At 69.7% G+C, this 25395-nt stretch carries 22 protein-coding genes; 17 read left to right on the top strand and 5 right to left on the bottom strand.

Translation table 11 applies throughout. The features are described from left to right. Positions 1–82 precede the first annotated feature (82 nt). The 13 genes from ACZ5R1_RS12110 (at position 83) to ACZ5R1_RS12050 (ending at position 15491) form a co-directional block, all read left to right on the top strand. The gene (locus tag ACZ5R1_RS12110) at positions 83–1456 is read left to right on the top strand and encodes a diaminobutyrate--2-oxoglutarate transaminase (protein ID WP_464712315.1); all 1374 of its coding nucleotides are present in this window, start codon (positions 83–85) and stop codon (positions 1454–1456) included. A gap of 70 nt (positions 1457–1526) precedes the next feature. After that, a complete protein-coding gene (locus tag ACZ5R1_RS12105) occupies positions 1527–3299 on the top strand; it encodes an IucA/IucC family protein (RefSeq protein ID WP_074583666.1) in 1773 nt (590 codons plus the stop codon). Then, positions 3292–4500 carry a type III PLP-dependent enzyme gene (locus ACZ5R1_RS12100; protein WP_074583667.1) on the top strand — a complete coding sequence of 403 codons (1209 nt, stop codon included), beginning with the start codon at positions 3292–3294 and terminating at the stop codon, positions 4498–4500. The genes ACZ5R1_RS12105 and ACZ5R1_RS12100 overlap by 8 nt, the downstream gene beginning before the upstream one ends. After that, a complete protein-coding gene (locus ACZ5R1_RS12095; protein WP_278895908.1) occupies positions 4497–5903 on the top strand; it encodes a DHA2 family efflux MFS transporter permease subunit in 1407 nt (468 codons plus the stop codon). The genes ACZ5R1_RS12100 and ACZ5R1_RS12095 overlap by 4 nt, the downstream gene beginning before the upstream one ends. After that, a complete protein-coding gene (locus ACZ5R1_RS12090) occupies positions 5900–7741 on the top strand; it encodes an IucA/IucC family protein (protein ID WP_464712314.1) in 1842 nt (613 codons plus the stop codon). The genes ACZ5R1_RS12095 and ACZ5R1_RS12090 overlap by 4 nt, the downstream gene beginning before the upstream one ends. Then, entirely contained in the window at positions 7735–8511 is a 777-nt protein-coding gene (locus tag ACZ5R1_RS12085; RefSeq protein WP_464712313.1) for an HpcH/HpaI aldolase family protein, read from the top strand. Before ACZ5R1_RS12090 ends, ACZ5R1_RS12085 begins: the two co-directional genes overlap by 7 nt. Next, positions 8508–10358 (top strand): IucA/IucC family protein, encoded by a 1851-nt coding sequence (locus tag ACZ5R1_RS12080; RefSeq protein ID WP_464712312.1) that lies wholly within the window; start codon positions 8508–8510, stop codon positions 10356–10358. Before ACZ5R1_RS12085 ends, ACZ5R1_RS12080 begins: the two co-directional genes overlap by 4 nt. Beyond that, entirely contained in the window at positions 10348–11265 is a 918-nt protein-coding gene (locus ACZ5R1_RS12075; RefSeq protein WP_464712311.1) for an ABC transporter substrate-binding protein, read from the top strand. The genes ACZ5R1_RS12080 and ACZ5R1_RS12075 overlap by 11 nt, the downstream gene beginning before the upstream one ends. Further along, a complete protein-coding gene (locus ACZ5R1_RS12070) occupies positions 11262–12263 on the top strand; it encodes a FecCD family ABC transporter permease (protein ID WP_464712310.1) in 1002 nt (333 codons plus the stop codon). Before ACZ5R1_RS12075 ends, ACZ5R1_RS12070 begins: the two co-directional genes overlap by 4 nt. Next, positions 12253–13284, top strand: a complete 1032-nt coding sequence (locus tag ACZ5R1_RS12065; RefSeq protein WP_464712309.1) for a FecCD family ABC transporter permease — start codon at positions 12253–12255, stop codon at positions 13282–13284. The genes ACZ5R1_RS12070 and ACZ5R1_RS12065 overlap by 11 nt, the downstream gene beginning before the upstream one ends. Positions 13285–13294: 10 nt before the next feature. Beyond that, a complete protein-coding gene (locus tag ACZ5R1_RS12060) occupies positions 13295–14092 on the top strand; it encodes an ABC transporter ATP-binding protein (RefSeq protein ID WP_464712308.1) in 798 nt (265 codons plus the stop codon). Continuing rightward, positions 14083–14868: an IucA/IucC family C-terminal-domain containing protein gene (locus tag ACZ5R1_RS12055; RefSeq protein ID WP_464712307.1), complete on the top strand. Its 786-nt coding sequence runs from the start codon at positions 14083–14085 to the stop codon at positions 14866–14868. The genes ACZ5R1_RS12060 and ACZ5R1_RS12055 overlap by 10 nt, the downstream gene beginning before the upstream one ends. Continuing rightward, on the top strand, positions 14853–15491 hold the full coding sequence (locus tag ACZ5R1_RS12050; RefSeq protein ID WP_464712306.1) for an RraA family protein: 639 nt from the start codon (positions 14853–14855) through the stop codon (positions 15489–15491). The genes ACZ5R1_RS12055 and ACZ5R1_RS12050 overlap by 16 nt, the downstream gene beginning before the upstream one ends. A 5-nt stretch (positions 15492–15496) precedes the next feature. Here the strand turns inward: ACZ5R1_RS12050 and ACZ5R1_RS12045 are convergent, their stop codons facing one another. Beyond that, positions 15497–16393, bottom strand: coding sequence for a LysR family transcriptional regulator (locus tag ACZ5R1_RS12045; protein ID WP_144958645.1), 897 nt, complete (start codon positions 16391–16393; stop codon positions 15497–15499). Between the two features lie 85 nt (positions 16394–16478). Between ACZ5R1_RS12045 and ACZ5R1_RS12040 the strand changes: the two genes are divergently transcribed. The 4 genes from ACZ5R1_RS12040 to ACZ5R1_RS12025 are packed head-to-tail and all read left to right on the top strand — an operon-like array spanning position 16479 to position 20817. Continuing rightward, positions 16479–17255, top strand: coding sequence for an SDR family NAD(P)-dependent oxidoreductase (locus ACZ5R1_RS12040; protein WP_464712305.1), 777 nt, complete (start codon positions 16479–16481; stop codon positions 17253–17255). A 1-nt stretch (position 17256) separates the two neighbouring features. Next, positions 17257–18012 carry an SDR family NAD(P)-dependent oxidoreductase gene (locus ACZ5R1_RS12035; protein ID WP_278896121.1) on the top strand — a complete coding sequence of 252 codons (756 nt, stop codon included), beginning with the start codon at positions 17257–17259 and terminating at the stop codon, positions 18010–18012. A 40-nt stretch (positions 18013–18052) separates the two neighbouring features. After that, positions 18053–19453 carry an aspartate aminotransferase family protein gene (locus ACZ5R1_RS12030; RefSeq protein ID WP_278896122.1) on the top strand — a complete coding sequence of 467 codons (1401 nt, stop codon included), beginning with the start codon at positions 18053–18055 and terminating at the stop codon, positions 19451–19453. Continuing rightward, on the top strand, positions 19450–20817 hold the full coding sequence (locus tag ACZ5R1_RS12025; RefSeq protein ID WP_464712304.1) for a glutamine synthetase family protein: 1368 nt from the start codon (positions 19450–19452) through the stop codon (positions 20815–20817). The genes ACZ5R1_RS12030 and ACZ5R1_RS12025 overlap by 4 nt, the downstream gene beginning before the upstream one ends. 6 nt (positions 20818–20823) lie before the next feature. On the opposite strand, the gene ACZ5R1_RS12020 is transcribed toward ACZ5R1_RS12025, so the two are convergent. The 4 genes from ACZ5R1_RS12020 to atzF all read right to left on the bottom strand — a co-directional run bounded on the left by ACZ5R1_RS12020 (position 20824) and on the right by atzF (position 25391). Further along, entirely contained in the window at positions 20824–21531 is a 708-nt protein-coding gene (locus tag ACZ5R1_RS12020; RefSeq protein ID WP_278896124.1) for an RES family NAD+ phosphorylase, read from the bottom strand. Next, positions 21525–21932, bottom strand: coding sequence for an antitoxin Xre-like helix-turn-helix domain-containing protein (locus ACZ5R1_RS12015; protein ID WP_278896125.1), 408 nt, complete (start codon positions 21930–21932; stop codon positions 21525–21527). The genes ACZ5R1_RS12020 and ACZ5R1_RS12015 overlap by 7 nt, the downstream gene beginning before the upstream one ends. 76 nt (positions 21933–22008) lie before the next feature. Next, positions 22009–23349, bottom strand: coding sequence for a tetratricopeptide repeat protein (locus tag ACZ5R1_RS12010; protein WP_464712303.1), 1341 nt, complete (start codon positions 23347–23349; stop codon positions 22009–22011). Between the two features lie 239 nt (positions 23350–23588). Continuing rightward, a complete protein-coding gene (gene atzF, locus ACZ5R1_RS12005; RefSeq protein ID WP_464712302.1) occupies positions 23589–25391 on the bottom strand; it encodes an allophanate hydrolase in 1803 nt (600 codons plus the stop codon). Between the last annotated feature and the right edge of the window lie 4 nt (positions 25392–25395).

The raw sequence follows: 25395 nt of genomic DNA, 5'->3' as shown, positions 1-25395 counted from the left end.
ATCTTTTTCGGGAATGGCGGTTGAAGGATGAGAATGAAACTGATTATCGTTTACGAGGATAAACGTCCAGAGGTCTGACGCCATGCTTCAACCATCCCTCAGTCGCGATACCGCAACAGCCGACAACGCCTTCTTTCTCGCTCGCCAGGCGCGCTTCGAATCCAGGGTCCGCAGCTACCCCCGCAAGCTGCCGCTGGCCATCGCCAAGGCCGCCGGGGTCTGGGTGACCGACGTCGAAGGCAAGACCTACCTGGATTGCCTGGCCGGAGCCGGCACCCTGGCCCTGGGGCATAACCATCCGGCCGTCACCGAGGCCATCACCGATTTTCTCGGCAGCGGCCTGCCGATGCACAGCCTGGATCTCACCACGCCGCTCAAGGATGCCTTCAGCGAGCGCCTGCTGGGCCTGCTGCCGGGCCGCGCGGAAGACTACTGCCTGCAATTCTGCGGTCCGTCCGGTGCCGATGCGGTGGAGGCGGCGCTGAAGCTGGCCAAGCGCGTCACCGGACGCAGCAACGTGGTCGCCTTTTCCGGGGGCTACCACGGCATGACCCACGGTGCCCTGGCGGTGACCGGCAATCTCTCGCCCAAGCAGGGGGTGGCCGGGCTGATGCCCGGGGTGCAATTTTTGCCCTATCCCCACGAGTACCGCTGCCCGCTGGGGCTGGGCGGCGAGCAGGGCGCCGCGGCCTTGGCGCGCTATCTGGAAAGATTCTTCGGCGACGTGGAAAGCGGCGTCTGCCGGCCGGCAGCGGTGATCGTCGAGGCGGTGCAGGGGGAGGGCGGCGTCAATCCGGCACCGGTGGCCTGGCTGCGGACCCTGCGCCAGGTCACCCGGGAGCACGGCATCCTGCTCATCGTCGACGAGGTCCAGACCGGATTCGGCCGCACCGGCGCGCTGTTCGCCTGCCAGCATGCCGGCATCGAGCCGGACGTCCTGGTGCTGTCCAAGGCCGTGGGCGGTGGCCTGCCGCTGGCCCTGCTGGCGATTCGCCGTGAATTCGACGCCTGGGAGCCCGGTGGCCATACCGGCACCTTCCGCGGCAACCAGCTGGCCATGGCCACCGGGCTCGCCACCCTGGAGGTCATCGAGCGCGACGGCCTGGTCAGCCATGCGGCCCAGCTCGGGGGCTGGCTCAGGCGCCATCTGGAGCGGCTACGCGAGCGTTTCCCCGCGATCGGCAATGTCCGCGGGCTGGGGCTGATGCTGGGCCTGGAAATCGTCGAGGCGGGTGGCGCGGCGGATGCGCTCGGCAGCCTGCCGGCCGATCCCGCACTGGCCGCGGCCATCCAGCGCCACTGTTTCGCCCAGGGACTGCTGCTCGAACGCGGCGGCCGGGACGGCAACGTGGTGCGGCTGCTGCCGCCGCTGATCCTCCAGGAAAGCCATTGCCTGGTGCTGCTCGAACGCCTGGAGGCGGCCCTTGTGGCGGCCCTGGCCGAGCCCCGTGGCTGAGCACAAGGCACCACCCGAGTGCCGTGACACCGGATCGCCCGCAGGGACGCGCAACCTCTTGGACACTGCCATGACTTCTCTAGAATCCACGCTGCTTTCCCGCATCGTCAGCGAGCTGGCGTCTTCCCACGCCCTGATGAATTGCCTCATCAAGGAATTCGCCCTGCCGGAACGGTGCCTGTCTTATGCCTGGCCGGAAGACCGGCGCGGTATTGCCCCGGCCAACTATCTCGGCTGGTTGCAAGACGGCGGCGTGCCCCTGCTGATCGCCTTTCCCGGCGACCGCCAGTTCTTCCTCGTCGTCGATCGGCAGGATGAACTCGGCAGCCAGCGCTATCTCTCCGATATCTATGTCCGGCGCGGGAACCAGGCCTGGCATTGCCCGGACTTCGCCGCCTTCATCGATTTTCTGCTGGAGGCCTGCGAAGAACTCGCCGGCGCCCACAATGGCGAATTGCTGCAGCAGGTCCTGCAGAGCCAGCACCTGACCGCGGCCATCGTCGACCACGTGCAGGTCTCGCGCCATCCCGCGCCGCTCAGCGACTACCTGGCCAGCGAGCAGAGCCTGTGGTTCGGCCATCCCAATCACCCGGCACCCAAGGCACGGCGCTGGCCGGAGCCCCTGCCGGCCGAGGCCTATGCCCCGGAGTTGCACACCAGCGCCCCCATGCACGTGCTGGAGGTGCCCCGCGCCGGGTTGCAGGTGGCCGGCAACGGCCTGAGCGACGCCCAGGTGCTGCAGGGCTTCGTGGACCAGGCGCAGGCCGCCCCTGAGCGGGCGCGCATCGTGCTGCACCCGGTCCAGGCGCAGCTGTTCCTCGGCGATCCCCGGGTCCAGGCGCTGGTCAGCCAGGGGGTGATCCGCGACCTCGGCGCCAGCGGCGCCCTGGCCAGTCCCACCGCCTCCATGCGCACCTGGTACCGCCCAGGCCATGCCTTCTTCATCAAGGGCTCGCTCAACGTGCGCATCACCAACTGCGTGCGCAAGAACGCCTGGTACGAACTGCAGAGCACCCTGATCGTCGATCGGCTCATGCAGCGCCTGCAAGGGCGGGTGGCGGGGCTGGACATGGTGCGCGAGCCGGGTGCCCTGAGCTGGGCTCCGCCGGCCGCCAGTGCCGAGGACGAGCGCTGGTTCCGCGAGCAGACCGGCGCCATCCTGCGCGAGAATTTCTGCCTGGAGCATGGCGCCGACTGCTGCCTGCTGGCCGGCACCTTGTTCGCCCGCGACACCCGCCTGCAGCCGTTGCTGCAGGACTTCCTCAGCCGCTGCGGTGGCCAGCCGGTCAGCGACGAAACCCGGCTGGCCTGGTTCCAGGACTACCAGCGACTGCTGCTGGGGCCGGTGCTGCGGCTGTTCTTCGAGCACGGCGTGGTGCTGGAGCCGCACCTGCAGAATTGCGTGCTGGTGCATGACAACGGCCGACCCGTCCGGCTGCTGCTGCGCGACTTCGAAGGCATCAAGCTGACCGATGCCCTCGGCGCCGAGGCCCTGGACGCCCACGTCCAGCCCCGGGTGCGCCAGTCGTTGCTCTACAGTCGCGACCAGGGCTGGCGGCGCATCGCCTATTGCCTGTTCGTCAACAACCTCGCCGAGGCGGTGCTGGCGCTGAGCTGGGAGCGTCCGCACCTGGCGCCGCGCCTGTGGCGGCAGGTGGAAGCCGAGCTGATCGCCATCCGCCGGGACCTGCAACGCGCCGCGCCCGAGCTGGATGCGCTGATCGCCGGCCAGCCGATTCCCTGCAAGACCAATCTCAAGGTGCGCCTCGCCGCCCAGGCCGATCGCCACGCCGGCTACGTGCAGTTGCCTTGCCCCTGGGGCGCGGAGGTGCGTCATGGCTGAGCTACCTGCCGCGGTCCGCGCCGCCCTGGTGGAGGCCCAGGCGCAGTCCGGCGATCCCCTGGCGGCCTTCGTCTATGACCTCGACGCCCTGCGGCGGCACGTCGCCGCGCTGATGGCCGAATTGCCCCCGGGCGTGGAGCTGTACTACGCCATCAAGGCCAACAGTGAGGCGCCGATCCTGGCGGCCCTGGCGCCGCTGGTGCACGGCTTCGAGATCTCCTCCGGTGGCGAGATCGATCGCCTCGCCGCCTGCCCGCAGCGCAAGCCGTTCATCTTCTCCGGTCCGGGCAAGCTGGATTCCGATCTGCGCACCGCCCTGAGCGCGGGCGTCGAAGCCATCCACCTGGAGAGCCTCGGCGAGATCCAGCGCCTGCAACGCCTGGCGCTTTCCCTGGGACGGCTGCAGCCGGTGTACATCCGCATTAATCCGCAATTGCCGGCCGGGCTGACCAGCACCTTGGCCATGGCCGGCACGGCGACGCCCTTCGGCTTCGACGAAGCCGATCTGCACGCCGCGGTGGCGGCGGTAGAGGCGGCCAGCCACCTGCAGCTGCAGGGCTTCCATGTGCATGCCCTGTCGCACCAGCACTCGGTGGAGCGCCATCTGCAACTGCTGGACTTCTATCTGCAGCGCTGGCCGCACTGGCGCGGCCTGGCCCGGCGCCCGGAAAGCGTGGTGCGGCTCAACGTCGGTGGCGGCATTGGCGTGGATTACCGTGAAGGCCGGCGATTCGACTGGGCGCGGCTGTGCGGGCACCTGCGCGCCCGCTTGGCCGAACAGGCGCAACCGCCGCTGATCCGCTTCGAACCGGGACGTTTCCTCGCGGCCTTCTGCGGCTACTACGCCATGGAGGTGCTGGATACCAAGACCAGCCACGGCCAGCACTTCCTGGTCTGTCGCGGCGGGACCCACCAGTTCCGCCTGCCGGTGGCCCAGGGGCACGATCATCCGGTGCTGCACCTGCCCCGCGAGGGGCGGGCGACCGCGACTGGAGGCAAGGCCTGGACAGTGGTGGGTCAGCTCTGTACCCCCAAGGACATCCTCAGCCGCGGCCAGCCGCTGGGTGAGGTGCGGGTCGGCGACCTGCTGGTGCTGCCCCTGGCCGGCGCCTATGGCTACAACATCTCCCACGCGGATTTCCTCTGCCATCCGCGCCCGCGGCAGCTGTTCCTCGCCGGCAACGGGAGTGTCCCGGCGTGAGCGTTGCGATCCCGCGGGTCTGGGTGGCGGTGAACGTGCTGCTGGGCACGGTCACCGTCAGCCTGGCCAATACCGCGCTCAATCCGGCGCTGCCGGCCTTCATCGCCGCCTTCGACCTGGGGCCGCTGCTGGCCAGCTGGATCGTCGCCGGCTTCATGGTCGCCATGGGCATCACCATGCCGCTGACCGGCTTTCTCGCCGGGCGCATCGGGCGGCGGCGACTCTATCGCCTCGGGCTGCTGGCCTTCATCGCCGGCTCGGCGCTGGGCGCCCTGGCCGATTCCATCGCCGGCGTGCTGCTGGCGCGCATGGTCCAGGGGGTGGCCAGCGGCCTGATGATTCCCCTGGCGCTGGGCATCATCTTTTCCGTCTATCCCAAGGAGGAGCGTGGCCGGGTGACCGGCTGGTGGGGTGGGGCGGTGATGCTGGCGCCGGCGGTGGGGCCGCTGTGCGGCAGTCTGCTGCTGGAGGTGTTCGACTGGCGCGCCCTGTTCCTGCTCAACGTCCCGGTGGGCCTGCTGGCCCTGGCCATGGGGCAGGTGGTGCTGCCCGCGGATGGCCCCCGCGAACGCAAGCCCTTCGACCTGGCCGGCTACCTGCTGATCGCCAGTGGCCTGGGGCTGCTGCTGGTAACCCTCGGCCGGCTGCGCGAGCTGGCGGCGCTGGCCGACCCCCTCAATCTGCTCGCCCTGGGCGCCGGACTCCTCTGCCTGCTGGCCTTCGTCCGGCTGCAGCTGCAGCGCAGCCATCCGCTGCTGCCGCTGCGCCTGTTCGCCCTGCGCGGCTATCGGGCCAGCGTCATCATCGCCGTGGTCCAGGCGGTGGGCATGTTCGAATGCCTGGTGCTGCTGCCGCTGCTGGTCCAGCTGGTGCTGGGCCATAGCGCCCTCTGGACCGGCCTGGCGCTGCTCTGCACCGCCCTGGCGGCGGCGCTGTTCGGCCAGATCGGCGGTCGCCTGCTCGACCGCCGCGGACCCCGCGGGGTGATCGCCACCGGCCTGGCGCTCAGCGGCCTGGCCACCCTGGCCCTCGGTGTGGTCGGCAGCCATGCCGGGCTGGCCTGGATCTGCGCGCTCATGGTCCTGCGCGGCGTCGGCCTGGGGCTGTCCTACATGCCGGCCACCACCGCCGGCCTCAATAGCCTGCCGGATGCCCAGGTCACCCAGGGCGCGGCCATGAACAACATCGCCCGGCGCCTGGTGTCCTCGGTGGCCGTGGTGGCCGCCTCCCTGTGGCTGGAACTGCGCCTGGGCGGCGCGGCCGGCTGGGGCCCGCGCCAGGCCGCCACCGGCGTCGCCATCCAGGACGCCTTCATCGCCACCGGCCTGTTCATCCTGCTGGCACTGCCCTGGGCCTGGCGCTTTCCCGCCGCTCAACCCCTTTCCGTTCGGAGGTACTCATGACCGCTCAGCTTTCACTTGCCGCGCAGCCCTGGCCGTCGCCCGCCGATGCCGCCCTCTATCGCCAGGTCGAGCAGCGCGTGGTGGCGCAGCTGCTGCAGACGCTGATCTACGAAGAGGTGCTCAAGGCCGAGGTCCAGCCGCTGGCCGAGGGGCTGGCAGCGTATCGCCTGGCCGGTACCGCCGCCGATGGCACACCCGTGCAGTACCTGGGCTATGCGCCCGCCGCTGCCAGCTTCGGCCTGATCCGCCTGGATCCGCAGCGCCTGGTGCGCCAGGACGCCCAGGGGAGCCGCGCGCCGACGCTGCACGAGACCCTGGCCGAATTGCTCGGCGAGCAGAGCGACTCGCCGCTGTGGCCGCGCTTCGTCCAGGAGCTGGAGCAGACGCTGCTCAAGGACCTGCAGTCGCGCCGTCAGGATTATCGTCCTGAACGCCCGGCGCACGAGCTGGACGTGGACGCCCTGGAGCGGCACTTCATGGACGCCCATGGCTACCACCCCTGCTACAAGTCGCGCATCGGCTTCTCGCTGGCGGAGAATCGCCGCTACGGACCGGAATTCGGCGAGCCGATCCAGCTGGTCTGGCTGGCCCTGGCACGCGAGCGGGCCTCGGTGGGGCACTCCCGCCGCCTGGACTTCCCGGCCTTCATCGCCGCGGAGTTCGGGGTGGAGCGCTGGACGGCCCTGGCCGCCGAGTGGCGCGAACAGGGGCGGGCGTTGGACGACTACCAGCTGATCCCGGTGCATCCCTGGCAGTGGGAGCAGCACCTGGCCGCGCTGTTTCAGCCCGAACTGGTGAGCGGCGAGCTGCTTTACCTGGGCAGCTCCCGCGACCAGTACGCGGCCCAGCAGTCCATCCGCACCCTGGCCAATCGCAGCGCGCCCGAGCGGCCCTATGTCAAGCTGGCGATGTGCCTGACCAATACCTCCAGCACCCGCATCCTGGCGCGCCACACGGTGCTCAACGGCCCGCTCATCACCGACTGGCTGCAGCGGCTGATCGCAACCGATGCCACCGCCCGGGACCTGGACTTCGTGGTGCTCGGCGAGATCGCCGGCGCCGCCTACGACAGTCGTGCGTTGCCGGTCAGCCGTGCGGGGCAGGTCTACGGTACCCTCGGCGCCGTCTGGCGCGAGAGCATCCACGCCTATCTGCGCGCGGATGAACAGGCGGTACCCTTCAACGGCCTGACTCAGGTGGAGAATCGCTACGGCCAGGGCGCGCCATGGCCCTTCGTCGCCGCCTGGATCGAGCGCCACGGCCTCGACGCCTGGCTGCGGCAGCTGCTCAGGGTCACGGTGACGCCCCTCATGCACATGCTCCATGCCGAAGGCATCGGCATGGAGTCCCATGGCCAGAACATCGTGCTGATCCACCGCGACGGCTGGCCGCTGCGCATCGCCCTCAAGGACTTCCACGACGGCGTGCGCTACGCCGAGCGCCACCTGGCGCGCCCGGAATTGCGTCCGACCCTGGAGCCCTTGCCGGCGAGTCATGCGCGGATCAACCGCAATTCCTTCATCCTCACCGAGGACGTGGCGGCGGTGCGCGACTTCACCTGCGATGCCTTCTTCTTCATCGCCCTGGGCGAGCTGGCGGTGTTCCTGCGCCAGCACTTCGCCCTGGCCGAGTCCGACTTCTGGCGGGCGACCGCCACGGTCATCCTCGACTACCAGCGCGCCCATCCCCAGCACCGGGACCGCTATGCGCTGTTCGACGTCTTCGCTCCCACCTTCGAGGTGGAGGAGCTGACCAAGCGGCGCCTGCTGGGCGATGGCGAGCGGCGCTTCAAGGCGGTGGCCAACCCGCTGCATCCCTATCGGCCCGCCGCATGCTGAGGCGCAATCGACTCAAGGCCGCCCTGGCGGCCGGCACGCCCAGCCACGGCCTGTTCGCCTCGCTACCCACGCCCGCCAGCATCGAGCTGATCGCCGAAGCCGGCTACGACTTCGTGATCATCGACATGGAGCACGTGCTGATCAATCCGGAAACCCTGGAGAACATGATCCGCACCGCCGAGAGCTACGACCTCACGCCGCTGGTGCGGGTGCCGGACGCCGAGCCCAAGCGCCTCTTGCGCCTGCTCGATGCCGGGGCCCAGGGGATCGTGCTGCCCTGCGTGGAGGACCCGGCGGTGCTGGCCGCCGCGGTGCGCGCCTGCAAATACCACCCGGAGGGCGAGCGCAGCCTCAATGCCGGCCGTCCGGGCTCCTTCGGCAAAGCCAGCCTGGCCGACTACGTGACCCGCGCCAATGCGCAGATCCTTATAGTCGCCATGATCGAGAGTGCCGCGGGCGTCTCCCGGGCGGCGGAAATCGCCGCGGTGCCGGGGGTGGACCTGCTGCTCGAAGGGGCGGCGGACCTGTCGCAGTCCCTCGGCCACCCCTGGCGCCTCGCCGATCCCGAGGTGCAGGAGGCCCTGCGCCAGACCTGGGCCGCCGCCCAGCGGCAGGGCACACCCTACTGCGCCATCCCCCGGCAGCCGGAGGACCTCGACCTCTGGCGCGCCCGGGGCGTCACCACCTTCGTGCTCGGCGACGAGCGCGGCATCGCCTTTCGGGCCCTGCAGGCCCGCCTGACCGCCCATTCCTGCGGAGAATCCCCATGAACGCTCAGACCCTCGCCACCGACCTGATCCTGCAGGACCTGTTCGACTGCCTGCTGGCCGAAGACGTCTTCGCCCCCATGGCCGTGACCCTGGCGGCCGCGACCGCGGAACATCCCGCCAGCCTGCAACCAGCGGCCCCGGAGGAGCGCCTCTGGGAGTGCTGCTGCGATCCCCGCGAGCAGCGTTTCATCGCCGCGCGGGTGCGCCCGGGCATCACCCAGGCCTGGGTGAAGGTGCCCGGTACGCCGATCTTGGCGCGCCAGGGCGACGCCTGGAGCACCCTCACGCCGGATGCCTTCGTCTCCCTGGTGTTCGCCGAGGCGGCCGCCGATCCCGAGCAGGCGCGGGGCATCGCGCTGTTGCGCGAGACCCTGGCCACCAGTCTGCGGCAGACCCGGCTGTCCCTGGAACAACCCCTGGTCCCGGGGCCGTTGCTGGAGGGCGACGGCCAGGCCGCCTTCCTGCAACTGGAACGCTGGGCGGCCCTGCGGGATCGACCCTATCACCCCCTGGCCAAGGCCAAGCTGGGGCTGAGCGACACCGACTACCAGGGCTACCAGGCCGAATTCGGCCAACCCGTGCGCCTGGCCTGGGTCGCGGTGCGCCGCGATCAGCTGCTGTGCGGAGAGGGTGTGGCGGCCGATTCCCAGGGACCGGCGGCCGACTTGCTGACCCCGGCGGCGCTGGCCGAGTTGCAGGCCGAATTGCAGCGGCGCGGCCTGGCGGCGAGTCATGTGGCGCTGCCGGTACACCCCTGGCAACTCGCCGAGGGATTGCCGGGTCGGCTGGACGAGGCCTTCGCCAGTGGCGTCTGCCAGCAGCTGGACTTTGCCGGCGCACGCTGCCACGCGACCTCGTCGCTGCGATCCATGCTGATGGAGGAAGGCACGGGCGTGGACCAGCTGAAGTTGCCCATGGCGGTGCATTCCCTGGGCGCCTCGCGCTACCTGCCGGCGGTGAAGATGATCAACGGCTCGCGCAGCGAGGCCCTGCTGCGGCAGGCGCGGGCCCTGGACCCGGTGCTCGCCGAGAGCCTGCACCTGTGCGACGAGTCTCGCTGGTGGGCCTTCATGCCACCGGCAGCGACCCTGTTCGACGAGGCACCGCGGCATCTCTCGGCCATGGTGCGCGGCTATCCCGCGGCGCTGCTGGCCGATCCCGATTGCCGCCTGCTGCCCATGGCCGCGCTCGGTACGCCACTGCCGGGCAGCCGTCGGCATTTCTTCGACGACTGGCTGGCGGCCCGGGCGCTGGCGCCGACCCCGGCCAATGTCCAGTTGTTGCTGGGTGAGCTGTGCCACAGCTTCATCGATCTCAACCTGCGGCTGTTCCGCCTCGGCCTGCTCGGCGAGGTGCACGGGCAGAACGCCGTGCTGGTCTGGCGCGCCGGACGTATCCAGGGCCTGCTGCTACGCGACCACGACTCCGTGCGCCTGTACGTGCCCTGGCTGGAGCGCCAGGGGCTGGCCGATCCGCAATACCGGATCAAGCCCGGTCATGCCCAGACGCTCTATCACGAGCATCCATGTGACCTGCTGTTCTGGTTCCAGACCCTGGGCATCCAGGTCAACCTCAGGGCCATCTTCGAGACTGTCGCGAGCTGCTACGCTGTCCCGCTGACCGCCGCCTGGACGCTGCTACGCGAGGTGCTGGAAGAGCGCATCGCGGCCCTGGACTTCGACGCCGAGGCTCGGGCACTGCTCCGGAAGACGCTGTTCGAGGCACCGGACTGGCCGCAGAAGTGGCTGCTGCGCCCAATGATCGAGCGGGCCGGTGGGCCCGGCAGCATGCCGTTCGGTAAGGGCAGGGTGGTCAATCCTTTTCATCAGGTGAGCCATGCCCCCTAGTGTTTTCCCAGCTCTGACCCGCCGCCGGCTCCTCGGACTCGGCAGCGTTCTGGCAACCGGCCTGGCGCTGTCGCCGGGCGTGGCCCGGGCGCAGCCAACCCGTGTGGCCACGCTGTTCCAGGGTGCCACCGACAGCGCCGTGGCCCTGGGGCTCAGGCCCTGCGGGGTGGTCGAGTCCTGGAGCGAGAAACCCGTCTATCGCTATCTGCGCCCGGCGCTGGCGGGGGTGCCTTCGCTGGGCCTGGAAACCCAGCCGAGTCTGGAGGACCTGGCGCTGCTGGCGCCGGACCTGATCGTCGCCTCGCGCTTTCGCCATGGCCGGATCGCACCCTTGCTGCAGCAGCTGTGCCCGGTGGTGATGCTGGAGGAGGTCTTCGAATTCAAGCAGACCTTGCTGGCCCTGGGCACCGCCGCGGGGCGTGAAGCGGACGCCACGGCCCTGCTGCAGGCCTGGCAGGCGCGCATCGCTCGTCTGCGCGAGGCGCTGCAACGCCACTACGGCGCCCAGTGGCCGCCGACGGTGGCGGTCCTGGATGTACGCGCCGATCACTTGCGCAGCTATCTGCCCGACAGCTTCGCCGGCCGGGTACTCAGCGAGCTGGGCTTCGCCTGGCCGGCGGCCAGCCAGGGCAGCGCCGCGCCCTCGATCAAGCTGACCTCCCGGGAAAGCCTGCCGGTGGTAGAGGCCGACGTCTTCTTCGTCTTCCTGCGTGCCGACCAGGCTGCGGTGCAGCGCAACTACGAGCGTCTGCTCGAGCATCCGCTCTGGCAACGCCTGAGCGCCCCCCGGCGCGGGCAGGTCTGGCGGGTCGATGGGGTGGCCTGGAGCCTGGGCGGCGGCATACTGGCGGCGAATCTGCTGCTGGACGACATCCAGCGCGTCCTGGCCGAACAGGGGGCCGCATGAGCGCACCCCTCAGACTGCTGCTGCTCGCCCTGGCCCTGGCGTTGATCGCCGTGCTGAGTCTCTCGGTGGGCGCCCGCTGGATCGCGCCCACTAGCGTAGTGGCGGCCCTGGTGCAGGACCCCTCGCTAGGGCTGGATGCAACCCTGATCAACACCACTCGGCTGACGCGCCTGCTGGTCGCCCTGGTGGTGGGCGCCAACCTGGCGGTGGCCGGCGCCCTGATGCAGGCCATGACGCGCAATCCCCTGGCTTCGCCGGGGCTGTTCGGCATCAACGCCGGCGCCACCTTCGCCCTGGTGCTGGGCATCACCCTGCTGGGCCTGTCCAGCACGGAAGGCTGGGTGCTCTGCGCGCTGCTGGGCGCGGCGGTGGCCGGCACCCTTGTCTGGACCCTGGGCAACCGGTGTCAGGCGCGCCTGACACCGCTGCGCATCGTGCTGGCCGGCGCCGCCCTGGCGGCCCTGTTCACCGCCTTCAGCCAGGCGCTGCTAGTGATCAACCAGGAGGGGCTGGACAGCGTGCTGTTCTGGCTGGCCGGTTCGGTGGGAGAGCGCAACCTGGCCACGGCTGCGCCCCTGCTGGTGTTCAGCCTGCTGGCCCTGGCCGCCGCCGGGGTCCTGGCCGGGCAGCTCGATGTGCTGGTCGCCGGTGACGACCTGGCCCGTGGCCTGGGCCAGCCCATCGGCCTGATCCGGCTGCTGGCCGGGGTGCTGGTGATCTGCCTGGCCGGCAGCGCCGTGGCCCTGGCCGGCAACATCGGCTTCATCGGCCTGATGGTGCCGCACCTGGTACGCGGACTGTTGGCCCGCGCGCGACACGAGCATCGCTGGCTGATCCCCGGCTGCGCCCTGGGCGGGGCTCTGCTGCTGGTGCTGGCCGACAGCCTGGCGCGGGTGGTGATCCTGCCCCAGGAGGTGCCCGTGGGCATCATGACCGCGCTGTTCGGCGGGCCGTTCTTCATCCATCTGGCGCGCCGGGGAGGCCGTCATGGCCGCTGAGATCGTCTGGCGGCTCGGCCGTTTCTCCCGCCGCCTGGCCCCGGCCACCCTGGGGCGGCTGGCCGTCGCCGCGCTGGTGGCCCTGGCGGCCTTGCTGCTGTGCCTCTGCCTGGGCAAGGTCTGGTTGACGCCCGCCCAGGTGTTCGCCGCGCTGGTCGAACGGCAGGGCGGTGGCCTGGGTTTCATCGTCACCCAGCTGCGCCTGCCGCGGGCGTTGCTGGCGGCCCTGGTCGGCAGCGCCCTGGCGGTGTCCGGCCTGCTGCTGCAGGGCCAGGTGCGCAATCCCCTGGCCTCGCCGGACCTGCTGGGCATCACCAGTGGCGCCAGCGCCGGGGCGGTCTTCTATCTGGCGGTCCTGGCCGGCAGCCTGGGGCCCCATGGCCTGCCGTTGGCCGCGATGCTCGGCGCGGGCCTGGCGGCGCTGCTGGTCTATGGCCTGGCCTGGAATCATGGCGCCTCGCCGCTACGCCTGGTGCTGGTGGGGGTAGGGGTGTCGGCCATGCTCGCCGCGGCCACCACCTTCCTGCTGGTGTTCAGTCCGCTGACCACCACGCTGTCCGCCTACGTCTGGCTGACCGGCAGCGTCTATGGTGCCAGTTGGCCGGAGGTGCGCGCCCTGGGGCTGTGGTGGCTGGTCCTGCTGTTGCCGCTGGCGACCCTGGCGCGCCACGCCGTGCTGGCGCAACTCGACGACGAGCTGGCCCGCGGCCTCGGGGTGCGCCTGCAGGTGCACCGCGCAACCTTGCTGGCGCTGGCCGTGGCCCTGGCCGGGGTGGCCATCGCCTGGGGGGGCGCCATCGCCTTCGTCGGCCTCATCGCGCCCCATATCGCCCGCCGCCTGCTGCCCGCGGGTTTCGCCGCTCAGGCGCTGATGGCGGCCCTGGCGGGGGCGTTGCTGGTGATGCTCGCCGACCTCCTGGGTCGTACCCTGTTCCTGCCCCTGGATCTGCCGGCCGGCATCTTCGTCGCCGCCCTGGGGGCGCCCTTTTTCCTCTACCTGCTGATCCGGCAGCGTCCCTGAAGGAGTCTTCATGGCAACCCTGGCCAGCCGCGGCCTGACCCTCGGCTACGGCACCCAGACCATCATCGAGGCCCTCGACCTCGAATTACCGCCGGGGCGTGTCTCGGTTCTCATCGGCAGCAACGGCTCCGGCAAGAGCACCCTGCTCAAGGCCTGCGCCCGGCTGCTGGAACCGCGCCAGGGCCAGGTGCTGCTCGACGGCCAGGACACCCACCGGCAGTCCACCGCCGCCCTGGCCCGGCAACTGGCGGTCCTGCCACAGACCCCGGTGGCGCCCGAGGGCATCAGCGTGCGGCAACTGGTGAGCCTGGGCCGCTATCCCTACCAGAACTGGATGCGCCAATGGTCGGCGGACGATGCCGCGGCGGTGGACAAGGCGCTGCGCCTCACCGACCTGCTGGCGTTGGCGGAGCGACCGGTGGACGATCTCTCCGGTGGTCAGCGCCAGCGCGCCTGGATCGCCCTGACCCTGGCCCAGGACACCGATTGCCTGCTGCTGGACGAGCCCACCACCTACCTGGACCTGGCGCACCAGATCGAGGTGCTGGACCTGCTGCGCCAGCTGAACCGGGAGGAGGGCAAGACCATCGTCATGGTGCTGCACGATCTCAATCTCGCCTGCCGCTACGCCGATCACCTGGTCGCCGTCCATCAGCGTCGTGCCTTCGCCCAGGGCGCACCCGCAGAGGTATTGACGGAAGCCCTGGTACGCGAGGTGTTCGCCCTGGAATGCCGGATCATCGCCGATCCCTATTTCGGCACGCCGCTGTGCATTCCCTTCGGTCGCGAGGTACCGCCATGTGCCTGAGGCCGGCCCTCGACAGCGCCCAGCGGGACGAGCTACGCACCACCTTCGGTCTGCGCGAAGCCAGTGAGCGCGACGGGCAGCACAGCCAGCCGGTGGCCGCCTGGCTGGACGCCGCACGCTGCGCCGAGTTGCTCGACGACCTGGCGGAGCGGATGGCAGCGCCTACCCGGCGGGTCGCGGCGTCGCTGTTGACCAAACGGCTGGGCTTTCTCACCACCGGGGTGGCCTTCCAGGCCCTGTCGGCATATGACCGGTGCCTGGACCTGACGCCGGGCAATGTCTGGATCGAGGATGGCCACGTCCAGGGGCGCTGGCGATCGGCCCTGCCGCTCAGCGATACCCGGCCGCTGCCCGCCCTGGAGGATCACGCCACGGCCCGAGCACTGCTGGCCCGCACCCTGTTCGGCGAGCTGCTGCGGCCGCTCTGGGAGACCCTGGCGCGGGTTGGCCGCGTCTCGCCCCGCATCCTCTGGGAGAACGTCGCGGTGCGGCTCTATTCGCTGTACGACCGGCGCCTCGCCGAACTGGAGGATCCGGCCATTCGCGCCCGCTGCGCCGAGGATTTCGCCTGGCTGCTGGCGGCCACGCCGGCGGAGCTGGGGCTGGAGACCAATCCGCTGGCGCAGTTCCGCCGGCCTGCGACGGCCAATACCCTTGGGCGCCCCGTTCGCTTCCGGCGCACCTGCTGCTTCTACTACCAGGCCACGGCGCCTGCCGAATACTGCACCAACTGCCCGCTGATCCGTCCCCGGGAGGCCATATGCCCGGCCCCCTGAGCGAGCTGCCGGCCGAGCTGATCGCCGGCTACGCCGAGGTAGCCGCCTCGACCCTGGGCCATCTCGGGCGCAGGGGCTATCTGCCCGAACTCAAGCCGGTGGTGGCCAATACGCGCCTGCTGGGCCGGGTGGTGACGGCGCGCATTCCCTTACCCCATGGCGCCCTGTTGCGCGAGGCCCTGATCGCCAGTCGCCCGGGCGAGGCCCTGATCGCCAGTCGCCCGGGCGACGTCCTGGTGATCGAGGCTGTGGGCGATCCCCACTGCGCCTGCTGGGGCGAATTGCGCACCCTGGCCGCCCTGATCAAGGGCCTGGCCGGTGTGGTGGTGAATGGCGCCATCACCGACGTCCAGGCGCTTCGTCAACTCGGCCTGCCGGTCTTCCATCGCGGTATCAGCGCCGTCACCACCCAGGGTGGCGAGGCGCTGGGCGAATTGAACGTCGAACTCCAGCTCGGCGAGACCCGCGTCTGCCCCGGTGACCTGGCCCTCGGAGACGACGATGGCCTGTTCGTCCTGTCGCCCGCGCGGGCCGCAGCCTTGCTGCCCGGTGCGCTGGCCAAGGAGGCCGCGGACCAGGCGCGGCGTGCGCAACTGCTACAGCGGCTGACCGAAGGGCGCTGAAGCCGCTATTCCGGCTTGGTGCCGATCTGCTCGCGCAACAACTCTAGGTAGCGGCGCGCGCCCAGGCCCAGGGGGCGATTCTTGATCCAGATGACGTCGATCCAGCGGCGGATCTGGCTGGCCATGTTGTCGAATTGCACCTGCTCGAGCAGGCCGGCGGCGATCAGCGGCCGCACCAGCGGGTGGGGCAGATAGGCCCAGCCCAGCCCGGCCTGCACCAGGTCCAGCGTCGCCAGGTAGCTGTCGGTCAGCCAGACCCGTTGCGACAGCACGATCTGCGGGTCCGAGGCATTACGGTCGCCCCCGGCCACCACGATCTGGCGGGTATCGGCCATCAGCGTTTCGCCCAGTGGCCGATCCTGGCGGGAGGCGGGATAGCCGGGCGCGGCCACCGCCGTGAGCAACTGGCTCCCAGCCTCGGCGAAACCTTCCAGCGCGTTGATGCCCGGGCGCTCGAAGATCAGCGCCATGTCCACGCTGCCCTCGTGCAGCAGGCGGATCGCCTCGGCGCGGGCGGCCGAGCGGATCTCGATTTCCAGCGCCGGAAACTCCTCGGCGAGGGTCATCAGCGGGCGGCTCCAGGCGCCGGTCTGCAACTCCGGCGCCATCACCAGCACGAAGCGCCGCTCAAGGCCTGCGTGCAATTGCAGGGCATGGGCGTCGAGCAGCGTGAGCTGGCTGGCCACCTGCCGCGCCTGGGGTTCGAGGGCGCGCGCGGCGGGGGTCGGCAAGGCCTTGCGGGTGGCGCGGTCGAACAGCACCAGGTCCAGCTCGGCTTCCAGTTGCGAGATCGCCATGTTCACCGCGGAGGGCACCCGCCCCAGGACGCGAGCCGCGGCGGAAAAGGAGCCCTCGTCGATCACGGCGAGAAAGACCCGGAGTGTTTCGCTGGTAAAGGCCATGGTTGTCAATTTCGCTGATAACGATCGTCTTTTTGTATCAGCCAGACCGGCTTAGAGTCCAGCAGACCACAACGGAGACAGCCACATGAGCGAGTCGATGGCGGGCCAGGTGGCCCTGATCAGCGGTGCCGGCAGCGAATCCGGTATCGGCATGGCGATCGCCCGGCGCCTGGGCGCGGCGGGAGCGCGGTTGATTGTCACCGCCAGCAGCGCCCGGATCGCGGAGCGGGTGGCGGAGTTGCGCGCCGCCGGCTTCACCGCCGAAGGCCGGGCGCTGGATCTCACCGAGGAGACGGCCGTTGGCGAGTTCTGCCAGTGGGCCGAGGCGCACTGGGGCCGTATCGACATCCTGGTCAACAATGCCGGCATGGCCATGCAGGGCAATCCCGAGCCCCTGGTCGAGGTGGCGCGGATGACCCTGGCCGACTGGAATCTGACCCTGGCGCGCAACCTGACCACGGCCTTCTTGCTGACCCGCGCCGTGTTGCCCGGCATGCAGGCGCACGGCTATGGCCGCATCGTCCATGTCAGTTCCGCCACCGGCACCCGGGCGGGCATTCCACAGGCCGCGGCCTACAGCGCGGCCAAGGCGGCCATGGTCGGCATGAACATGAGTCTCGCGCTGGAGGTGGCCGGGCAGGGCATCACGGTCAACGCCGTGGCGCCCGGCTGGATCGAGACCGCCTCCAGCCTGCCGGAAGAATTGCAGGCCGCGACCCGGGTGCCCGTGGGCCGCGCCGGTCGTCCCGCCGAGGTCGCCGCAGCGGTGGCCTTCCTGGCTTCGCCCGAGGCCAGCTACATCACCGGGGAATACCTGGTGGTGGACGGTGGCAACAGCCGCATCGAAAACAAGGGGGCCTGACATGCAGCCAGTCGTGCTGATCAGCGGGGTTTTGGGGGGCATCGGCCAGGCGGTGCGTGCGCACTTTCTGCAGGCCGGCTGGCGGGTCTTCGGTACCGATCTCGATGGCGCGGCCCTGGCGGCGCTCGAGGCCGAAGGTGGCCTTGCCGGCCAGCACGCCGCCGACCTGCGCCAGGCCAGCGCCAGCCGGGAGGTGGTCGCCAGCGCCCTGGACCGCCTCGGTCGGCTCGACGCCCTGGTCAATTGCGCCGGTGCCTGGCGCGAAGGCCCAGCCGAGACCTTCAGCGAGGAAGACTTCGACCTGGTGCTGGACGTCAATCTCAAGGCCAGCTTCTTTCTCTGCGCCGCGGCCATTCCCGCGCTGCGGGACACCCGGGGCGCCATCGTCAACCTGAGCAGCGATGCCGGTCGCCAGGGCAATCGCAATGCCGCCGTCTACTGCGCCAGCAAGGGGGCGGTGACCCTGATGACCAAGGCCCTGGCCCTGGATCTGGCGCCCAGCGGGGTGCGCTGCAACAGCATCTCCCCCGGCGATGTGGCGACGCCCATGCTGAGCTTTCAGGCCGAGCGCTATGGCGACGGCAATCCCGCCGCCTACCTGCAGGACCTGTTGGCCAAGTATCCGCAAGGTGAAGCGGCGCGCTTCATCCAGCCCGAGGAGGTCGCCGAGCTGGCCTTTTTCCTGTGCCAACCCGCCGCCCGCTCCATCACCGGCGCGGACCTGGCCATCGATTGCGGCGTCTCGGCCGGGCACTGAGCCCGAGCCGATTCGCCCTCCACCCCAAGAGGAGTCCGAAATGACCACCAGTGGTATCAGCGAAGCCGCCGTGCAGAGCTTTGTCGCGGCCGAACGCGAGCGCTTCCTGGCGCGCAATCCCAAGTCCCTGGCCCTGGCCGAGCGCGCCCGGCACTCGCTGTTCGGCGGTGTGCCCATGCACTGGATGAACGACTGGTCGATGCCCAGTGCGCTGTTCGTCAGCCATGCCCAGGGCTCGCGCTTCCATGACGTCGATGGCCACGAATACATCGACTTCTGCCTGGGCGACACCGGCAGCATGTTCGGTCACTCGCCGGCGCCTATCGCCCGGGCCCTGGCCGAGCAGGGCGCCCGCGGACTCACCACCATGCTGCCCGGCGAGGATGCCGTGGTCGCCGGGGAACTGCTCGCCGAGCGCTTCGGCCTGCCATTTTGGCAGGTAGCGACCACCGCCACCGATGCCAACCGCTATGTCATCCGCTGGGCGCGCGCCATCACCAATCGCAAGATGCTGCTGGTGTTCGACGGCTGCTACCACGGCACCGTCGACGACGTCATGGTGCGCCATCAGGAGGGCCGCACCGTGCACCGCGGCGGCCTGATCGGCCAGGCCCACAACCTGGCCGAGACCAGCCGGGCGGTGCCCTTCAACGACCTCGCGGCGCTGGAGGCGGCACTGGCGAAAGGCGACGTCGCCGCGCTGATCTGCGAGCCGGCCATGACCAACATCGGCATGGTGCTGCCCGCCCCGGGGTTCATGGAGCAGGTCCGCGTCCTGACCCGGCAGTACGGCACCCTGCTGATCATCGACGAGACCCATACCCTGTCCACCGGTCCCGGTGGCTGCACCCGTGCCTGGAATCTCCAGCCGGACTTCATCACCTTCGGCAAGCCCATCGCCGGTGGCGTGCCCTGTTCGGCCTATGGCTGCAGCCACGAGATGGCCCAGGCCATGCGCCTGGCGCAGCAGCACGCCAGCGAGACCAGCCACGGCCATGGGCACAGCGGCATGGGCACGACGCTGTCGGCCAATGCCCTGGCCATGCGCTGCCTGCGCGTCAGCCTGGAAGAGGTCATGACCCCGGCCGCCTATGCGCGAATGCTGCCGCTGGCGGCGCGACTGGCCGCCGGCCTGCGCGAGGTGATCGCCCGCCATGGCCTGGCCTGGTCGGTGACGGAGCTGGGCGCCCGCTGCGAATTCCAGTTCTGCGCCACGCCGCCCACCACCGGCGCCGAGGCGGAAGCCGCCTTCCACGACAGTCTGCAGCAGGCGCTGCACCTCTACCTGATCAACCGGGGCATCCTTATCACCCCCTTCCACAACATGACCCTGTGCTGCCCGGATCTCGAAGCGGCGGACGTCGACCGCCTGCTGGCCACCCTCGACCAGGCTCTTGGCGAGCTCCTGGCGTTGCCCGGCGCCCGGGAGTGTCAGCCATGAACTTCGCCGACGCCCAGGAAGCCCGCGACTTCCTCGCCGCCTACCCCGAGGTGCGCAGCATCGAACTCATGCTGATCGACGCCAATGGCGTGCCGCGCGGCAAGCTGCTGCACCGTGACGAATTGCTGGCCATCTACGAGGAGGGCCGGCCGCTGCCCAGCTCCATCCTGGCGCTGACCCTGCAGGGGGAAGACGTCGAGGCCACCGGCCTGGTCTGGGAGGTCGCCGATGTCGACTGCTGGACCTATCCGCTGCCCGGCAGCCTGACCCTGCAACCCTGGCGCAGCACCCCGACCGGTCAGGTGCAGGTGAGCATGCACCCGACCCAGGGGCTGCCGGCCACCCCCGCCGATCCCCGGCATGCCCTGGTGCGGGTGATCGAGCGGCTGCAGGCCGACGGCTTCCAGCCGGTGATGGCGGTGGAGCTGGAGTTCTATCTGCTCGACCGCACCCGCGACGCCCAGGGCCGGCCGCAACCGGCGCTGCAGATGAATGGCGTTCGACCCGGCTCGCCGCAGGTCTATGGGGTCTACGAACTGGAGCAGCTGCAGCCCTTTCTCGACGACCTCTACGCCGCCTGCGAGGTGCAGGGCCTGCCGGTGCGCACGGCCATCTCCGAATACGCCCCCGGCCAGCTCGAATTGACCCTGCTGCACCGCGTCGATGCCCTTCAGGCCATCGACGAGGGCATTCGCTACAAGCGCCTGGTCAAGGGGGTCGCCAACCGCCACGGCCTGCAGGCCTGCTTCATGGCCAAGCCGTTCGGCGACCAGGCCGGCAGTGGCCTGCACCTGCACGTCAGCCTGGCGGATGCCGCGGGCAACAACCTCTATGCCAGCGAGGATCCGCAGGGCACGCCGCTGCTGCGCCACTCCATCGGTGGCATGCAGCACCGGATGCTGGATGCCCTGGCGATCTTCTGTCCCAACGCCAACTCCTACCGCCGCTTCCAGGCCAACAGCTATGCGCCGCTGGCCAAGAGCTGGGGGGTCAACAACCGCAGCGTGTCCCTGCGCGTACCCGGCGGTCCGGCCAGCAGTCGCCACATCGAGCACCGCATCTGTGGCGCCGATGCCAATCCCTATCTGGCGGCCGCGGCCATCCTCGCCGCCATCCATGAAGGCATCCGTGACGAACGCGACCCGGGGCCGGCCACTGTCGGCAACGGCTACGAGCAGGCCACCGACTTCCTGCCCACCGACTGGCTGACCGCGCTACAGGCGCTGGATCGCTCCAGCTGGATCCGGGAGGCATTGGGGGAGCGCTTCGTCGAGGTGTACCTGGCCATCAAGCGCGCGGAATACCGGCAATTCATGGCCGAGGTGGGCGAGCAGGACTGGCGCTGGTATCTGACCCACGCGTGAGGGCAGTCAGCCAGCCTCGCCCGGCACGGCGGTGATGCGGTTGATAGCGATGATGCCGCCGTTCCAGATCATCTCGACCGGCGCCGCCTGGATGACAGCGGTGACCAGCCGGGGAGTCAGTAGCGCCCAGCAATGACCCGCGGCACGGCGTACCGAGCGATAGCGCAGCCCTGGGCAGCCAGTGCGTTTGGCGGCGGCGCCCAGGCTGCGCGCCGCACCATAGTCGTCGGGCTCATAGATGGGATCGGCGGCGTCCAGCACCAGGGCGTCGCGCAGTCCCTGGTCGGAAAAGCTCACCGTCAGATTGCGGAAGACGAAGCGCTCGTACTTCAGCGTCGGCACCTTTGACCAATAGGCTTCCTGGTGATGGCGAACCTCGGCCAGCGCCGTATCGGCGTGATCGGCAAGATAAAGAACGCCGAAGCTGCCATCGCTGAAGCGCGAACCTGCAGGGTTGACGTGGGTGAAGGGGGCCGTTGCATAGGAACAGCCAGGAATGCCGAAGGGAATCTGGTCACGCGGGATCAGCTCCAGACGTCCCAGCTCGTTCTGCAGACGCGGGTTGGTCAGCGCCTGGAGCTGGTAGAGCGTTTCGAAATCTTCGGCATCGGCTACGTCATCGAATAGAGCGATGGGTGGAAACTTGGAGTTGACCAGCCGGTGTCCCTGCAGAGACGCGCCCTTGAGCAGCGGCAGATCCTCCAGCTTTACCACCCTGCACCTCGCAGCACGTCGATACGCCGGAAGGTTTCGTACAGGGCGATCATATCGCCCTGGGCCATGATCTCCAGGGGCGACCGGCCATTGAAGAAGTCGTTGTGGTTGCCCATGGCGACGAAGCCATAGACGTTTTCCGGATTGTCGAAGACCACGCGCAAGGCGGAATGAATGTTCAGGACCAGGCTGATACGTTGCAATTGATCGGTATCCAGGCTGACCGACCACGCCGGATCCTTCTGCAGTGCGCGCGCATAGGTGCTGCGTGAGATACGCAGGATGCGGCAGCTTTGTTCGCTGGAGGCCTGCCACCTGTCGAGGATGTTGAGCGCTGTCCTGAGGCCAACGGTACCTTGGCTCTTCGAAAAGTCAGCTTTCGCGATGGCCGCCTGTAGCATGGCAATGCTCCTCAATCTGCAGATTTAAATATATCAATATTGTGTCTGCAGATAAAGTCCGTCGGTCTCGTCTTCTCTAGCGGTCGCGCTTGCGACTCTCCAATGCCGTCCGCCATTGCTCATCCCGCCGCGAGGACCGTCGATGCAGACGCTCGTCCAGCAGGGCGAGCGCCTTGGCGTGCTCCCCGGCGCGCATGAGCGCAACCAGCAGGGTGTCTTCGATGACCTCGCGCTGGGCGCCACTGCCGCCGATGCGGGCGACGTCCCCGCGCAGCGGTTCCAGCAGCCGGGCGCAACCTGGGTAGTCCTCCTCGGCAAAAGCCAGCAGGGCGCGGCAGAGCAGGGGGACTACCGGTCCGGCGGCCAGGCCGCCGTCGCGCAGGCGGCTTTCCAGTCCAGCGATACGGGCTTCCACCGCCAGACGATCCCCGATCGCTGCGGCGATCAGCGCCATATGGACGTCGGCGAAGGCCAGTCCCGGTTGCTGGAACAGCCCCTCCGCACTGGCGGCGGTGGCCTGCCAGAGCTCGGCGGGCACCTCATGGCCATAGAGTCCCAGGCGCCAGAGAAAGGAGGCGTTGTCGCTGACCCGATTGAGCGGGCCGGCGGTGGACGCCGCCGGCGCCACGAAGCGCTGATAGAGGTCCAGCGCGCCCTGGCTGTCACCCTGTTCCAGGGCCACCAGGGCGCCATGCCAGGCGATATGCCCATGCAGGGTGCCGTGGCGCGGATACTCGGGCAGCCAGCCGGCGATCAGGGCCTGCGTGGCCTGGCTGTCGCCGGATTCGTGCAGGACATGGGTCAGGGCATGGGCCGCATTGACGTTGTGGCGGCGCAGCTCGAGCGCCCGCTCGGTGAGCACTCGACCGCGGACCACATCGCCGTTCTCGCCATGGGACCAGCCGCGGTAGGTCAGGAACCACCAGTCGTCCGCGGCGAAATGGCGGGCATGGCGTTCGCAGAGGTCGACCCGCGCCTGGTTATGATCGGCCCGCCCGGAAAACGCCAGCAAGCCAAAGGCCCCCAGCGGCAGGCCAAGGATCAGGATGTCGCGTGGCCAGCGCTCGGCATGTTCCAGCGCGCCCTGCAGCGCCCGCGCGCCTTCCCCGCCGATCAGTCGCCGCAGGACCTCGACATGGCTGCGCTCGCGCTCCGTGCCAAGCCGCTCGACCAGCCGCTGCGCCCGCGCGATGGTCTCCCGGGCCGCGCCGGCCTGGTTGTCGATCAGCTGCAGCCGCGCCCGTGCTGCCAGCGCCAGGGCGAAATCAGGATCGGCCGCGATCGCCTCGTCGAGCGCCTCGGCTGACCCGGGCCAGAGCGACAGCAGCAGGTCGACACCGGCCTGGTAGCGCTCGGCGGCGTGGGCGGAAGGGGTGGACAGGGGATGGTCGTAGCGGTCGGTGCAGGAGAGAGGCATGAGGGTGTTTCGATCTTCAAGCGAGGAGGCGCCACTGCCCAGCAACGGTCAGCGGCTTCGAACACCCTAGATAGCAGGCGGCCACGGGTACGGCTAGCGCCCGCGGCTCATGGCGGCTTGAGAGAAGCTCATGAACGGCAGACGGGTGCGTCCGTCCACCGCTTGCACAGCGGCGGCTAGTAGCGGCGCGCTGCGCGTCCTGGGATACGGTGGCTTCGCCGCCTGGCCCGTCGCCCGACCTAAACGGCGCTGCGACTTGCCAACCACGCCCGCCACCCACCATGGGCGGTAATGTCCTCGGCGCCGGCCAGGCCGTAGGGCTCGCAGATGAAGCCGGTTTCCCAGCTGCCATCGGCCAGTTCCACCTTGCCCAGGCCGAGCGGGGCGGGGATGCCGGTGAGAAAGCTGCCCAGTTCGCTGCTGGGCAGCTCCCAGACTTCCACCTCGATGGCGGCGCCGTCTTCGGCGACCCGGACCATGCCGGGACGGAGCGGCGGGCCGCCGGCCAGGGCGTGGAGGCGATAGTGCGGCGCGCTCCGGGTCAGAGCGAGGCGTCGGCCGCCGCGGGCGAGCAGCTGGCCGTTGAGGGGCAGTCCCTGCAGATGGGCGCCGCAGACCACCAGGCGGGCACGGTCATGGCGGGCGGGGCGCGCCGGCAGGCTGGCGCCTGGGTGGGCGCCGCCGACCAGGGGTAGGCCCTGGGCTTCCTGCAGGGCCACGGCCAGGCTCAGCAGGTACTGGTCGGTGAAGACCCGGCCGAACAGCGTCACGCCCCAGGGCAGTCCATTGGTCATGACACCGGCTGGCACGGCCACGGCGGCGTAGTCCAGCAGGTTCATGAAGTTGGTGTAGTAGCCCAGATCGGCGTTGCGGGCGACCGGCTCGGCGGCCAGTTCGGCCAGGGTCACCGGCCGTGGATAGGTGGGGGTGAGCACGCAATCCAGCTCGGCCAGCAGGGCATCGCACTGGGCTTTCAATGCCTGAAGGCGATAGCCGGCGCGAAAAGCGTCCACTGCCGTGGTGCCGGGCGCCTTTTCCAGCACGGCGCGGATCACCGGCAGCACTGCGTCCGGTTCGGCCTCGATCAGGGCGCCGGCCACGCTGTAGCGCTCGGCCAACCAGGGGCCCTCATAGAGCAGGCGTGCGGCTTCCAGGAAGGGCGCAAGATCCAGCGGCACGGCTTCGCCACCCAGGGCTTCCAATTGCGCCTTGGCGGCCGCGAACAGCGCCGGGCTTTCCGGGCAGCCGAGGAATTCCAGCTGGGTCGGGACGCCGAAGCGAAAGGGCCGCGGGCGGCCGAAGGCACTGGCGTCGTTCCACTGCGGATTGGCGCGGCTGTAGGGGTCGCGCGGATCGAGGCGGGCGGTGAGCGCCAGCAGGGTGCTGGCTTCGGCGGCGGTGGCGGTAAAGAAGGTCACACAATCCAGGGTCTGGCAGGCGGGCACCACGCCGGCGGTGGACAGCAATCCCTTGCTGCCCTTGAGGCCCACCAGGTTGTTCAGCCCCGCGGGTACGCGCCCCGACCCGGCGGTGTCGGTGCCCAGGGCGAAGCTGGCGACGCCCAGGGCCACGGCCAGGGCCGACCCGGCACTGGAGCCGCCGGAAGGATAGTCCGGGTGGACGCTGTTGCGGCAGGCGCCATAGGGCGAACGGGTGCCGTTGAGGCCGGTGGCGAACTGGTCGAGATTGCACTTGCCGAGGGGCACGGCGCCCAGGGCGACCAGCTGCTCCACCAGGGTCGCCGAGCGCTCGGGCACATAGGCATAGGCCGGGCAGGCCGCCGTGGTGGGGATGCCGGCGAGGTCGATGTTGTCCTTGATGGCGAAGGGGATGCCATAGAGCGGCAGCTCGGCGGGGTCGCGGTCGTCCAGGGCGGCGAGATAGGGCTCCAGCTCGGCCGGGGTCAGCAGGTGGATGAACAGCCGGTACTCGGGATTGAGCTGGGCAGCTCTTTCCAGCAGTTCAGCGAGGAGGACTCGTGGTGTCTGGGTACCGGCGGCATAGGCGGCGCTCAGGGTGTCGAGGCGCAGATCGAATGTCATGGTG

The organism is Pseudomonas sp. Pso3 (genome assembly GCF_055393275.1).
Note: the sequence above shows the minus strand (reverse complement) of the source record. Positions and strands in the feature narration are given on the sequence as shown.

What these genes read in the sequence shown, in the direction of transcription:
- ACZ5R1_RS12110 (WP_464712315.1), top strand. Translation starts at nt 83, where the DNA reads ATGCTTCAACCATCCCTCAGTCGCGATACCGCAACAGCCGACAACGCC.
- ACZ5R1_RS12105 (WP_074583666.1), top strand. Translation starts at nt 1,527, where the DNA reads ATGACTTCTCTAGAATCCACGCTGCTTTCCCGCATCGTCAGCGAGCTG.
- ACZ5R1_RS12100 (WP_074583667.1), top strand. Translation starts at nt 3,292, where the DNA reads ATGGCTGAGCTACCTGCCGCGGTCCGCGCCGCCCTGGTGGAGGCCCAG.
- ACZ5R1_RS12090 (WP_464712314.1), top strand. Translation starts at nt 5,900, where the DNA reads ATGACCGCTCAGCTTTCACTTGCCGCGCAGCCCTGGCCGTCGCCCGCC.
- ACZ5R1_RS12085 (WP_464712313.1), top strand. Translation starts at nt 7,735, where the DNA reads ATGCTGAGGCGCAATCGACTCAAGGCCGCCCTGGCGGCCGGCACGCCC.
- ACZ5R1_RS12080 (WP_464712312.1), top strand. Translation starts at nt 8,508, where the DNA reads ATGAACGCTCAGACCCTCGCCACCGACCTGATCCTGCAGGACCTGTTC.
- ACZ5R1_RS12075 (WP_464712311.1), top strand. Translation starts at nt 10,348, where the DNA reads ATGCCCCCTAGTGTTTTCCCAGCTCTGACCCGCCGCCGGCTCCTCGGA.
- ACZ5R1_RS12070 (WP_464712310.1), top strand. Translation starts at nt 11,262, where the DNA reads ATGAGCGCACCCCTCAGACTGCTGCTGCTCGCCCTGGCCCTGGCGTTG.
- ACZ5R1_RS12065 (WP_464712309.1), top strand. Translation starts at nt 12,253, where the DNA reads ATGGCCGCTGAGATCGTCTGGCGGCTCGGCCGTTTCTCCCGCCGCCTG.
- ACZ5R1_RS12060 (WP_464712308.1), top strand. Translation starts at nt 13,295, where the DNA reads ATGGCAACCCTGGCCAGCCGCGGCCTGACCCTCGGCTACGGCACCCAG.
- ACZ5R1_RS12055 (WP_464712307.1), top strand. Translation starts at nt 14,083, where the DNA reads ATGTGCCTGAGGCCGGCCCTCGACAGCGCCCAGCGGGACGAGCTACGC.
- ACZ5R1_RS12050 (WP_464712306.1), top strand. Translation starts at nt 14,853, where the DNA reads ATGCCCGGCCCCCTGAGCGAGCTGCCGGCCGAGCTGATCGCCGGCTAC.
- ACZ5R1_RS12045 (WP_144958645.1), bottom strand. Translation starts at nt 16,393, where the DNA reads ATGGCCTTTACCAGCGAAACACTCCGGGTCTTTCTCGCCGTGATCGAC.
- ACZ5R1_RS12040 (WP_464712305.1), top strand. Translation starts at nt 16,479, where the DNA reads ATGAGCGAGTCGATGGCGGGCCAGGTGGCCCTGATCAGCGGTGCCGGC.
- ACZ5R1_RS12035 (WP_278896121.1), top strand. Translation starts at nt 17,257, where the DNA reads ATGCAGCCAGTCGTGCTGATCAGCGGGGTTTTGGGGGGCATCGGCCAG.
- ACZ5R1_RS12030 (WP_278896122.1), top strand. Translation starts at nt 18,053, where the DNA reads ATGACCACCAGTGGTATCAGCGAAGCCGCCGTGCAGAGCTTTGTCGCG.
- ACZ5R1_RS12025 (WP_464712304.1), top strand. Translation starts at nt 19,450, where the DNA reads ATGAACTTCGCCGACGCCCAGGAAGCCCGCGACTTCCTCGCCGCCTAC.
- ACZ5R1_RS12015 (WP_278896125.1), bottom strand. Translation starts at nt 21,932, where the DNA reads ATGCTACAGGCGGCCATCGCGAAAGCTGACTTTTCGAAGAGCCAAGGT.
- ACZ5R1_RS12010 (WP_464712303.1), bottom strand. Translation starts at nt 23,349, where the DNA reads ATGCCTCTCTCCTGCACCGACCGCTACGACCATCCCCTGTCCACCCCT.
- atzF (WP_464712302.1), bottom strand. Translation starts at nt 25,391, where the DNA reads ATGACATTCGATCTGCGCCTCGACACCCTGAGCGCCGCCTATGCCGCC.